Origin of the sequence: Parabacteroides goldsteinii DSM 19448 = WAL 12034, from assembly GCF_000969835.1 — a bacterium.
In the GTDB taxonomy this organism is placed as follows: domain Bacteria; phylum Bacteroidota; class Bacteroidia; order Bacteroidales; family Tannerellaceae; genus Parabacteroides; species Parabacteroides goldsteinii.
Genome location: NZ_KQ033912.1, coordinates 2,272,285 through 2,284,504 on the forward strand (window position 1 = coordinate 2,272,285; position 12,220 = coordinate 2,284,504).

The 12,220-nt window shown below is 45.0% G+C and carries 7 protein-coding genes and 1 pseudogene; 5 read left to right on the forward strand and 3 right to left on the reverse strand.

The genetic code is table 11. The annotated features are described in order from the left end of the window. Nucleotides 1-128 precede the first annotated feature (128 nt). The gene (locus tag HMPREF1535_RS08410) at nt 129-3,737 is read left to right on the forward strand and encodes a glycosyl hydrolase (RefSeq protein WP_046145851.1); all 3,609 of its coding nucleotides are present in this window, start codon (nt 129-131) and stop codon (nt 3,735-3,737) included. A gap of 94 nt (nt 3,738-3,831) precedes the next feature. Here HMPREF1535_RS08410 and gadC read toward each other — a convergent pair whose 3' ends face one another. Further along, on the reverse strand, nt 3,832-5,379 hold the full coding sequence (gene gadC, locus HMPREF1535_RS08415; protein WP_046145852.1) for a glutamine/gamma-aminobutyrate antiporter GadC: 1,548 nt from the start codon (nt 5,377-5,379) through the stop codon (nt 3,832-3,834). Between the two features lie 200 nt (nt 5,380-5,579). Here gadC and HMPREF1535_RS08420 point away from each other — a divergent pair, with 200 nt between their 5' ends. Together HMPREF1535_RS08420 and HMPREF1535_RS26470 are read left to right on the forward strand one after the other, a co-directional pair. Continuing rightward, nucleotides 5,580-6,350 carry a potassium channel family protein gene (locus HMPREF1535_RS08420; RefSeq protein ID WP_010801188.1) on the forward strand — a complete coding sequence of 257 codons (771 nt, stop codon included), beginning with the start codon at nt 5,580-5,582 and terminating at the stop codon, nt 6,348-6,350. Between the two features lie 553 nt (nt 6,351-6,903). Continuing rightward, nucleotides 6,904-6,972, forward strand: a pseudogene (locus HMPREF1535_RS26470) (ORF6N domain-containing protein); the annotation flags it as partial. A 71-nt stretch (nt 6,973-7,043) separates the two neighbouring features. Here the strand turns inward: HMPREF1535_RS26470 and glsA are convergent. Together glsA and gad are read right to left on the reverse strand one after the other, a co-directional pair. Further along, nucleotides 7,044-8,009 (reverse strand): glutaminase A, encoded by a 966-nt coding sequence (glsA, locus tag HMPREF1535_RS08425; protein WP_046145853.1) that lies wholly within the window; start codon nt 8,007-8,009, stop codon nt 7,044-7,046. Nucleotides 8,010-8,020: 11 nt separating this feature from the next. Then, on the reverse strand, nt 8,021-9,460 hold the full coding sequence (gad, locus tag HMPREF1535_RS08430; protein WP_046145854.1) for a glutamate decarboxylase: 1,440 nt from the start codon (nt 9,458-9,460) through the stop codon (nt 8,021-8,023). A gap of 257 nt (nt 9,461-9,717) precedes the next feature. Here gad and HMPREF1535_RS08435 point away from each other — a divergent pair, with 257 nt between their 5' ends. Both HMPREF1535_RS08435 and HMPREF1535_RS08440 read left to right on the forward strand, forming a co-directional pair. After that, nucleotides 9,718-10,938 carry an MFS transporter gene (locus tag HMPREF1535_RS08435; protein WP_010801182.1) on the forward strand — a complete coding sequence of 407 codons (1,221 nt, stop codon included), beginning with the start codon at nt 9,718-9,720 and terminating at the stop codon, nt 10,936-10,938. Between the two features lie 279 nt (nt 10,939-11,217). Beyond that, nucleotides 11,218-12,117 carry a DMT family transporter gene (locus HMPREF1535_RS08440; RefSeq protein ID WP_046145855.1) on the forward strand — a complete coding sequence of 300 codons (900 nt, stop codon included), beginning with the start codon at nt 11,218-11,220 and terminating at the stop codon, nt 12,115-12,117. The last annotated feature ends 103 nt before the right edge of the window (nt 12,118-12,220 follow it).

Genomic DNA, 12,220 nt, shown 5'->3' on the forward strand with positions numbered 1-12,220 from the left:
GGATGCCTTCGTTATGGCATCCCTCTGCTTTTTCAGCCAAAACACATAACATTAATATCATTATTGAAACATTATTCTTCTGATTAATAGTTATTTTTGCTTCAATACATATTCTAAACTAATCACCCATGAAAAAACTTTTTACCCTTATTCTATCTGTCTTGTCCCTGTCCATTGCTGCACAGACGAGACAATTATCTCCCGGTCATCCGGACCGCACCGCTAAGACAGACCTGAAGAAAGGTTTTGCAACGCCACCCAAAGGGTATGGTGAAGTACCTTTTTACTGGTGGATGGGAGATACACTAACCAAAGAACATCTTACCTATCATCTGGATCAGATGGCAGCTAAAAAAGTAACCAGCCTACAGGTAAATTATGCCCATTCGGACAAAGGAGGCGTCAGCTATGGACTGACTTTTCCTTCCAAACCGGCCCTGTTCACAGAAGAATGGTGGGACCTGTTCGGATGGTTCATGGAGGAAGCAAAGAAACGGAATATGACCGTCAGCCTCAGCGATTATACTTTAGGAGTGGGACAAGGTTCCTATGTAGACGACGCCCTCAATGAAAATCCCGGACTGACAGGAGCCGAACTTAAATTCGAAAGCGATACGATCCAGGATAAGTATGCAAAAACATGCCACAACCAGTTACTCTCCCTCTACGCCTACCAATTGGGAACAGATGGGAAAATCATCGAAAACTCAGGCATAGACCTGTCCGGAAATCTAAAAGGCAACAAAATAGAATGGCAATCACCCGCGGAAGGAAACTGGATCGTCACCCAGGTATACAGCGTAGCTAAAAAACCTTCGCTCGACCCGATGCACCCTCTTTCCGGAAAAAGCTATGTCAAACACTTCTTCCAACGGTTTGAAGACCGGTTCCCGGAACAATCCAAAGGAGGACTGAACTTCTTCTTCTCCGATGAGCTGAACTTCAATCTGCATGGTTATATATGGAATTCAATCTTCAGAGACGAATTCCGGAAACGTAAGGGATACGATATCGTTCCTTATCTTACCGCCCTGTTCACCCATATCGGTCCGATCACACCTAAAATACGGCTTGACTACAACGATGTCATGGTTTCACTGAGTGAAGAAAACTTCTTTATTCCGGTATACCAATGGCACGAAGACCGTAACCTGATCTATGGTTGCGACCATGGCGGACGGGGAAAAGATGTCAGTGAATTCGGCGATTATTTCCGTACCCAGCGATGGAACCAGGCACCGGGTTGCGACCAGCCAAACCTGGGAAAAGACATTATAAAGAACAAAGTAGCCTCCTCCATCGCCCACCTTTACAAACGTCCAAGGGTATGGCTGGAAGGTTTCCACAGCAGTAACTGGGATACCAATACAGCCAATCTGACCGATGCCACCTTTGCCAACTTCGTGATGGGGCAAAACCTGCTCAGCCTGCATGGTTTCTACTACAGTACGATGGGCGGCTGGTGGGAATGGGCGCCTCCATGTAATCATACCCACATGCCTTACTGGGAAGAAATGGGACCGTTCCTGGAATGTACCGAACGTCTCAGCTACATTCTCTCCCAGGGATACCACCGGGCCGATGTCGCTATCCTGTATCCGGTTGAATCAGTTGTAGCCGGCTACGACCAGACAGCTGTGCAAAAAGCATTCAGCCTGGGAGAATATCTATATCGGGAAGGTGTCGATTTCGACTTTATGGATTATGAATCGCTTGCAAAAGCCAGTATAAAAAACAGTAAGATCCATATCTCCGGCGAAGAATTCAAAGTATTGATCATCCCGTCCATGAAAGCAATCCGTCATTCTTCATTGAAAAAAGCCTTGCAGTTCAAACAGAATGGCGGGATAGTCATCAACCTGGGAGAACTACCTGAAGCAACGGAAAAGAAAGGATTGAACGATCCCGAAGTACGTTCGTTACTAAACAAACTGTTCGGGCCCGACAGCAAGAACGCGTTTGTAGCCAAGGAGAACCAAGAAGTACTCGACATTCTCGACACAAACCTTACCCGCGACTTCCGCATCCTGTCGCAGCAACCGCAAAAAGATATGCCATACATCATGCACCGTAAACTCGGAAATAAGGACTTGTATGCCGTATACAATGTTCCTTCCGGTACCGAATGCTTTTTCCGCGCCACCGGAGGAATCGAATTATGGGATCCCTGGACAGGTAAAACAAAAGAAATTACCGCCTCAAAAACAACAGACAAAGGAACTATCATCCAAATGCCGATGGAAAAACAAGACCTCCATCTATTCGTCTTCGATCCGGCCCAAAAGGCTATAATTGCAGAAGTACCTCAAACGAGCGTCTCCAAAACCATATTACTCGACGGTGAATGGTCATTCGACCTCAAACCTTCTTTAAATAATAAATTCGGAGACTTCCACTGGCCTGCAACCGATGAACTGCTGGGTGCTTATATCTATAAAGCCAGATACAACCAGGTCTCTTCCGAAACAGCGGACTGGCAATCTCCCTCCTTCGACGATTCAGGATGGAAAAGCCAGACTTTCACCTACGGAACCAAGTTTATGATACTGGAAGCCACTCCTGAATTATCTGAGAAAGAACTTCTCACCCATCTTCCCTATCAAAGCAACAGGGTTCAAATCGATAATAAGAAATATGCCTGGAAACCCTATGAATATTCATGGCGCTGGGGTGTTGAGAACGATTACGGTCATCAGGGATGGCATGGATTGAAAGCCACTGTTCACGATGAATTTATCCGTATGGGTAAACTCGAAAAAGAGTTCAGAGAAACAGTCCGCGTAGAAGATCCTAACGGAAACAAAAACTATTACCTCTATTCAAACGTTTTGGCTCCCGAAACGGGTAATTACCAACTGATATTCGGAGAACTAAAACCTGCCGATATCTACATCAATGGTAAAGCAGTCAGCCCCTCCACTTCTACCGTCACTCTTAACCGAGGAACCAATGAAATCGTTCTCCATTACGATACATTCGGGGTAACTTACTGTGTGGTGCGTAAAGCCGGAGATACCCCTCGTATACTGAAAGAAGTTACCGCAGAAAAACCTCTCGCTACGAATTTCCGGGGGGACTTATCCCTTTTGCCATTCGATATAAACAAAACCGAAGAGCCTACTTACGGCCAATACCGCTTCACCTCTGCTCCCGGACTGAAGAAACTCGAGTTTTCGGCCTTCGGTGAGACCAAAGTTTGGATAAACGGTACCTTATGCAATCTAAGCGTAAAAGAGAAACGTCCGGACGGCCTGATCCGATATGAAGCCGTAATGACCAATCCGTCCAAACGGATATCAACCGTAGCCATATCCATAAAAGAACCCTGGGGAAATGCCGGAGGCGCCGCTATCGACGGCCCGATTAAACAAACCTGCGGGGACGGTCTCATTTCCGCAGGAGACTGGACACAGATAGAGGGTCTTTCCACTTACTCCGGTGGTGTCTGGTACCGGAAAAACATTCATCTGGAAAAGAATAACGGAGATAAAGTATATCTGAACCTGGGACAAGTGGTCTCCACAGCCGAAGTCTGGATAAATAAGCAGAAAGCCGGATTGAAGCTCACTCCGCCCTGGCGTTTCGACATCACGGAATATATAAGGGAAGGAGATAACCAGATCGAGATATTGCTTTACAATACCGCAGCCAACTATTACCTGTCTGTCCCGACCATGTACCGGGGTAGTACGAAAGCCGGCCTGTTGGGTACTGCATCCATCGAAATAGTCCGTTAATCCGAGACCCGCACTGTATAATAAAGGGGCGAGACCATCACGGTTCCGCCCCTCCTCTTTTTAGTACGTAGAATAGAAATTACATAAGTATATATTATGCTTGTGTATTATTCGATTTAGTTGTATTTGTGCTATTTGTATTGGCAGTCTGAGTTGTGGCTGTTGCACCGGCAACAGGAGCCTGTACTTTAGCTTCTTCCCAATGGAAAGGCTCAAAATGTGCATTCGGATCAACCCATGATGCTTTTTTAGAAGCATAGATAATGAATGGAGCAGCCACAACAACAATGGCACCGATAATCAATACAGCAAACCAGACGGTATTACTACCGACAGAAATCTGACTGGGTGGAATAAAGCTCAAGATGAAAGCTAATAACGAACCACAGAAACCAAGACCACCGATAAACCACATCAATCCGTTGCCATGTTTACCGATACGGAACGGACGGTTTGCCTTCTTCATCCGGTAACGCAATGCGATAGCACCGGAGAACATCAGCAGATACATAACCAGATAAAGGATCACTGTCAACTGTGACAAAATCTGATAGAAACTCTGTACGGAAGGCATTACCACGAACAGCAGGCTCAATAAAGTAACCGCACATCCCTGTACCAACAGAATGTTTTTCTGAACACCGATCTTATTTGTTTTCTGGAAGAAAGGAGGCAGATAACCTGCTTTACCCACGGTAAAGATACCTTTTGACGGACCGGCAACCCATGTCAATACACCTGCCAGCACACCGAATGCCAAAGCTACGGCAATGATCGGAGATAACCAGGAAGCATGGATAAATTTAAAGTAATTGTCGAAACCGACCAGCAGACTCTGTGTCAGGTTGATATCTTTCTGAGGAATAATAACACCCAGAGAGAAAGTACCTAATACGAAGATAAGAACAGTGATCAACGCACCGATAAATACGGCTTTCGGATAGTTCTTAGAGGGATTTTCCACATCCTTTACGTGGATACCTCCCATCTCCATACCTGCATAAAACAGGAAGATACTGGAGGCCAGCACCAGGTTGTCGAACTTAGAGAAATCAGGGAAGAAATCACCATGGAAGTCCATGTTTGAATGACCACCCATAGACAGATAAACGATTCCAAGGATAATCAACAGGGCAGCCGGAAGGATCGTACCGACAATACCGCCCACTTTAGCAACCTTACCAACCCAACTTAACCCCTTCAACGAAATAAAGGTAGCCAGCCAGTAAATGATCAGCACCACAGCCAGCGTGTACATTTTGTTTGAAGCCAGTGTCATATCATGCGCATCATTCATCCCGATAAAGGCGATGGAAACAGCACCGAAGGTCAACACGGTAGGATACCAGATCGTACTTTCAATCCATTGTACCCAGATAGCGAGAAAACCCCATTTTTTCCCGTAGGCTTCCCCGACCCATCGGAAAACTCCACCTTGTTTGTCCTGGAACATAGCGGCCAACTCGGCTGCCACCAGCGACGTAGGGATCAAAAATACGATTGCCGCGAATAAGTAATAAAAGGCTGAACTTAATCCGTATACAGCCTCGGCAGGTAGTCCGCGGAGAGACACTACCGCCGTAACATTCATAATTGCAAGAGTAAAAACTCCAAGTTTTACTGCTTTTCCTACATTTGCCATGAATTTTACTGTTTAAATGTGAATTTTGTATTGTTTAGTTTCGCTTTAAATATGTCAGTAAAACAAATCGTTATTGTGTTAGTTTGTCAACAAGATGTCAAACTAGGTTAATTAACAGAATAGTGTTAAAAACAAAATCACGGTATCCTTTGTTAGATAACCTAAAATATTTCTATCTAAACGCCTAATAATTAAACGCAATGAAGTCTGCTTTCAATGACATTATTTACGAGAAAAGAGGAATATACGGAGTCTTGCATGTTATCATTTTGCTACTCTCCCTTTTCCTTATTGTAGTCATCTCAGTCGATACATTTAAGAATATCCCTTTCATGACACAGGGTTCCTATCTGAAGATACAGTTCTGGATCTGCATGTTCTTTATTGCCGATTTCGTTTTGGAGTTTTTCTTATCAAAACGTAAATTATATTATCTACAAACCCACTTTATTTTCTTAATCGTATCTATTCCTTATCTTAATATTATCAGTTATTACGGAATTGAATTCTCCCCGGAAATCACCTATTTCCTGCGTTTTATCCCGTTGGCACGCAGCGGATATGCACTGGCAATCGTAGTAGGATGGTTATCTTCAAACAAGGCTTCAGGACTATTCGTATCCTACCTGACCATGTTGCTGGCAACGGTTTATTTCTCCAGCCTGATATTCTTCGTGATCGAACATAAGGTAAATCCGCAGGTCACCGGCTATGATGATGCTCTTTGGTGGGCCTTTATGGACGTTACGACAGTTGGCTCAAATATTTACGCCGTCACACCGACAGGACGGATACTATCGGTTCTGCTGGCAGCACTGGGAATGATGATGTTCCCGATCTTCACCGTTTATGTAACCAGTCTCGTACAGAACGCGAATAAACGGAAGAATGAATTATATAATGAAGATAATACGCCGCAACCGGAAGCAGCAAAACAGACGGCATCGAAACCTGCGGAAGGGGAAAAATAACATCGTAGGAAACAAGCTGTTTCGATCACTAACGTTCTATACAAAAAAACAGGCATGGACCTCATAAAAGAAACCCATGCCTGTAGTGAGTGTTTTATTCTACTATTTTATTACAATCTTTTGACTGAATCCTTCAAAGAAAATAATATATGTGCCTTTAGCCGGAACATCTATTTCGGTATAGGTTCCGTTCAACAAGTTTGTCCTAACGATACTTCCATTGAATGAAGTGATATATAAAGGCTTATTTCTCATCTCAGGATGTTTGATACAGAGTTTATAACCCCTTATTGCTATTTCTATCCCAGCAGAATGGATATCTTCATTGCCGACAGAAGGTTACCATTCTGCGGTTCTGTTTATCACGTCTGTGAGATACTTAAACAGATTCACTTTTTGTATTCTTACGCGACACGGAATCGACACCAAACCGGTCTTCGACCAATATGTAGAACGACATGCTTGGTAAGGGGGAAAGAATTTCCCCACTATGGTGGGACATATTCCCCATGCTTGTGGGGATTTTTCCCCACAAGCATGGGGAAAGTGGGGAGAAACTCAAAATTGGAAGTCACAAATCGTGACCTCCAATTCCATAAAGATGGGTGTTAGACGAAATCCATAACCAAACAAGCCTCCCGCCCTCTGAACGAGGTACGAAGAGGCTTGCCAATTAAAAGAATAAACTGTTTGTTATTCAGTTATTGTTACCCGGTCGCCATTGAAAATGGACAGACCCAGTTTATTCATTATATATTTGATGGCCAATTGTGCTTTTACAGAATTACCCGCGCTGTCAATTGGAGGGGCAAAGGCTGAGATACCGAACAGGCCGGGCATCACTCCCATCACACCACCGCCTACACCTGTTTTTGCAGGAATACCGGAGGTGTACAACCAGTCGCCGGTATGTTCGTAGAAACCAACGGTGGCAATCAGCGAAGTAATCTTCGGTGACAATGAACCGTCGAATATCTGCTTTTTGGATATCGGGTTCAGGCCGTCGTTGGCAATCGTTGCTCCGCAGACAGACAATTGGGCAGCTGTGATTCCCAGCGAACACTGACGGGTATACAGGTCGAGCGACATATCCGGGTCATCGTAGATACGGTTGTAGTTCTTCAATAACCAGGCAATGGAGCGGTTGTTGAAATTGGTAGCCGATTCCGATTTGTACAATTCGTCGATCAGCTGAGGCGCACTGCCGCAAAGGTCGGTAATATTGGCAACGATGGCGTCCCATTTCTTAGCTGAGTCGCCTATCGGCTGAACCATACTACAGGCAGTAATTGCACCGGCATTGACCAACGGAGTAGACGGATGGTCTTTCTCCAGCAGGATAGCCATGATGGAGTTGAAAGGCAGTCCGGTTGCATCGGCACCAATCATTTCCAACAATTTCTGTGCACCGTACTGGCGCAATGCCAACACGGCGGTATGTACCTTTGAGACGGATTCTATACCGAAACGATATTCGGAATCGCCCAACTGGATGAGTGTCCCGTCCATCAGGCAGATACTGATACCGAACAAGTTCTTATCTATATTTGCCAGATAAGGAATGTAATCGGCATTCTTACCGCCTGTGTTCGTCTTGAACATTTCATAGGCTTCCTGGGCCACTTCTTTTATTTGTGAAACGGAAATCTTTTTATCCATAACCAAACAAATTATTTAGTTGATTTAGGACAGCCGGTATGAGTGAAGACAGAGCCTTTTACAGCCTGTTGTCTGTCCTGTGCGATACGGGTCGGAGTCGGATATTCCAGTTTTTCCAGGTCGGTGATCGCATTGCTGATGTCGCCCAGCAACTGGTCTGCCATGTCGCGGCTGAAGCCCTGACGGACAACGATACGCATAACTACCCAGTTTTCGAGATTTTCAGGCAATGTATAAGCCGGAACCATCCATCCGCTCTGTTTCAGTTTATCCTGCAAATCGTACAGTGTCCATTTAGCTGATTTAGCATAATCCGGTTTCAGATACCAGATGAACAATGGGTTCACAACATCTTTGCTGTAGTTCTGGAACGGAGCCATCTTGCCGATTTCAGCATGCAGGTAGTCGGCTACAGCCATACTGTTCTGCTGTACTTCCTTGTAACCCTGGAATCCGAGACGGATGAACTGATAGTATTGTCCCAGAATCTGAGCGGCAGGACGGGAGAAATTCAAACCGACCTGAGTGATGTTTGCACCTAAATAATTTACACTGAAAGACATGGAGCCCGGCAGGTATTTTTTATCTTTCCAGACAACCCAACCCAGACCCGGATATACCAGGCCGAATTTATGGCCGGAAGTACTGATGGAAAGTACCCATTTCAGGCGGAAGTCCCATTTCAGTTCCGGTTTCAGGAACGGCAGGATGAAACCACCGGAAGCGGCATCCACATGGATAGGAATATCGTAACCTGTCTTTGCATTGTATGCGTCGAGTGCAGCGTCCAAGGCTTCCACATCGTCGTTCAGACCTGTCCAGGTAACACCCTGGATGGGGACGATACAGATGGTGTTTTCATCACAATACTTCAGGGCTTCCTGCGGGTCGAGTGTGATATGTTCTTGTGTCAATGGCACCTGGCGCATTTCGATCTGCCACAGCTGGGCGAATTTTTCCCATACTACCTGGAATCCGGCAGAGATAACGAAGTTAGGTTTGTCGGTCGGTTTGCCCTGTGCTATTCTTCTTTCGCGCCAACGCAACCAGGCGGCAACACCACCCAACATACATGCTTCGGAAGAACCGATGGCCAAGGCTCCGGCTTTCCACTGTGCCTGTTCGGGGCTGTTCCACAGGTTAGCCATGATGTTGATACATTTAGCATTCATCACAGCAATACGCGGATACTCAGTTTCGTCGATATAGTTGATGTTGATTGCTTCGTTCATCAACTTTGTTGCATAATCATCCATCCAGGTGGTAACGAATGTAGCCAGGTTCAGACGGGGTTGTGTCTGGGCGAAAGTTTCGTCTTTTACCATCTGATAAGCAATCTCCGGAGTGGTCGGACCATCAGGGATTACATCTACTGGAGCGGGATGCAACATTGCATTCGAGCCAAAAATCGCGGTTTTGGCATCACCTTCTCTAAAACTTGAATCTTTCATGTCTTTTTGTTTTTAAATTATTAAGAATTGGCGCAACCGACATTCGTGCGTCGATTTGTAGTGCAAAAACAGCCTCTGAAAAGAATTGTTCTTCGATTTTGGTTAATGAGGGAATATTTGGGGTTTATTAAAACAATGTTATTTAAAATGAGAGAAAACAGTAATAAGTTCGTTAATGGCACGCAGATGACAATTCTGTTAAAATGAACATTCAGCCATAAGAATTGTTTTTTGTCTTATAAAACAGCTATTTAATTATGAGAATAAAAACCGGACAGGGGACGATACCCCTTATTACATTAATAGGTATATGGTCGATTTCGGCGCTGAATGCACTGCCGGGATTGGCGGTCTCTCCTATCCTGGGAAAATTGTCCGCCATATTCCCCCACTCAACGGAGCTGGATATACAAATGTTATCATCTCTGCCTTCGCTGCTGATTATACCTTTTATTATATTATCGGGGAAGCTGACGGAAAAGGTCAACAACATCTGGTTGTTACAAATCGGGTTGAGCATCTTCGCCGTCAGCGGAGTATTATATCTGCTGTCAACCAAGATGTGGCAGCTGATTGCAGTAAGCGCCCTGCTGGGCATCGGTTCGGGACTGATTGTTCCGCTGTCGACCGGCTTAATTTCACGGTTTTTCGTCGGGGCATACCGGACAAAGCAGTTCGGTCTGAGTTCCGCCATCACCAACGTTACACTGGTCCTGGCAACCATCCTGACCGGTTATTTGGCGGAGGTGAACTGGCATCTGCCGTTCCTGGTTTATCTATTTCCGTTGATCTCGATCGTGCTGTCGTTCTATCTGAAAAAGAATATCGATCCCCTACCCGTTCATGCAACAGTTTCGGAGAAAAACAAAACTATTACTGCTGATCCCACATTCGGAAAACTGGGCATACAGGTTAAACACCTGATGCAGATCATGGGGTTCTACGGACTGGCGACTTATTTGGTCATCATAGTCAGCTTCAACCTGCCCTTCCTGATGAAAGAATACCATTTCACCAGCGGTAATTCAGGTATCATGATCTCGCTGTTTTTCCTGGCTATCATGGCTCCGGGATTTATCTTGAACCAGATCGTCGACCTCCTGGGCAAAAAGACGAAATTCTATTGTTTGCTCTCGATCGCTCTGGGTATGCTACTGATCCTGATTTCAAGAACGGAATGGCTGATCGGCTTAGGCTGTATCTTTACCGGATTTGCCTATGGCGTTATCCAGCCAATCGCTTACGACAAGACGACCCGCACGGCTATTCCATCGAAAGTAACACTGGCACTGGCTTTCGTGATGGCAATGAATTACCTGGCCATCCTGTTATGCCCGTTTATCATCAATGTATTCAAAGATATGCTCCACATAGAAACACAACAGTTCGCTTTCATATTCAATATGATCATTGCACTGGCTGCTGCTGTTTGGGCTTATATCAAACAGGATTCGTTCCTGTTTAACGATAAGTTTTAGATGATGTAACGGCTTCAACATTTCCGGAAATGGCATTTACATGGTGAAAGTTGACTTCCGGAAAAGCAGAAACGACTTTTCAACGTTTAAAGTCGGTTTCCTAGGCCTAAGAAAGCCACTTTCACTATTGAAAAGTCATTTCCGAGACCTCGGGAAGTCACTTTCAACGTTGAAAACCGGTTTCCGAGGCCTCGGGAAGCCACTTTCACCATTCAAATGCCATTTCCTAGGCCTAAGAAGCCTTTACATCCGATTTTTAATCATTAAAACGCCAATAATATGAAGAATAAAAAGACAGAAGCCAACCTAAGTATGATCGTATCCAAAACCTTCAGCGGTTTGAATGCGAATGCCCTCAAATATCTCCTACCCTTATGGATTGCTCCGCTGACAGGAGTTATGTTTCGTTGTGTATTCGCTGCCATTGTGTTCTGGATCATCAGTATATTCTGGAAACAAGAGAAAACAACCCGGCGGGAGAAGATAACCCTGTTCCTGCTGGGAGCGATCGGATTATATGGTTTCATGTTCTTTTATTTGCTTGGAGTCAGCAAAACAACACCGGTCTCCAGTTCGCTGTTCAGCAGCCTGCAACCGATTTGGGTATTCATCCTTTCCGTCATTTTCCTACGGGAACGTATTACGGCAATGAAGATAATCGGTATCGCGATCGGCTTGGGCGGCGCACTACTCTGTATCCTGACGCAGAAAAGCGACGATTTGGCTTCCGATGCTTTTACGGGTAATATGCTCTGTTTGATCAGTTCTATAGCCTACGCTGCTTATCTGATCGTAAGCAATGTAGTATTGGGAAAAGTCAGTTCGCTCAATATGTTACGCTATAGTTTCCTCGGAGCAGCTGTATCCTCTCTGATCGTGATGGCTTTTACCGGTTTCGACGGCCATCTGTTCAGTCATTTCGAATGGACGCCTTTCCTTGTCCTGATGTTTGTCCTTATCTTTCCCACCACAATCAGTTATCTACTCATTCCGATAGGCCTGAAATATCTGAGTACTACGCTGGTTGCCCTCTACGGCTACATTATATTGATTGTTGCCACCATCGTCTCCCTTTCCATCGGGCAGGACCGTTTCAGCTGGTATCAGATGATCGCCATCGCACTGATCTGTTCGAGCGTCTATTTCGTTGAAATAGCGGAAAGCAAAGATAAAAGATAATTTTTTTCCCTTTCTTTGTAACAACTTATTCTTTGTTCCCGTCTACCTTATGAAGCCTCTCCGAAGTGCGCACGAGGAAAGGCGGAAACAAACAGAATTAGTA

Coding starts and splice junctions, on each gene's coding strand:
- HMPREF1535_RS08410 (WP_046145851.1), top strand. CDS start 129: ATGAAAAAACTTTTTACCCTTATTCTATCTGTCTTGTCCCTGTCCATT.
- gadC (WP_046145852.1), bottom strand. CDS start 5,379: ATGGCAAATGTAGGAAAAGCAGTAAAACTTGGAGTTTTTACTCTTGCA.
- HMPREF1535_RS08420 (WP_010801188.1), top strand. CDS start 5,580: ATGAAGTCTGCTTTCAATGACATTATTTACGAGAAAAGAGGAATATAC.
- glsA (WP_046145853.1), bottom strand. CDS start 8,009: ATGGATAAAAAGATTTCCGTTTCACAAATAAAAGAAGTGGCCCAGGAA.
- gad (WP_046145854.1), bottom strand. CDS start 9,460: ATGAAAGATTCAAGTTTTAGAGAAGGTGATGCCAAAACCGCGATTTTT.
- HMPREF1535_RS08435 (WP_010801182.1), top strand. CDS start 9,718: ATGAGAATAAAAACCGGACAGGGGACGATACCCCTTATTACATTAATA.
- HMPREF1535_RS08440 (WP_046145855.1), top strand. CDS start 11,218: ATGAAGAATAAAAAGACAGAAGCCAACCTAAGTATGATCGTATCCAAA.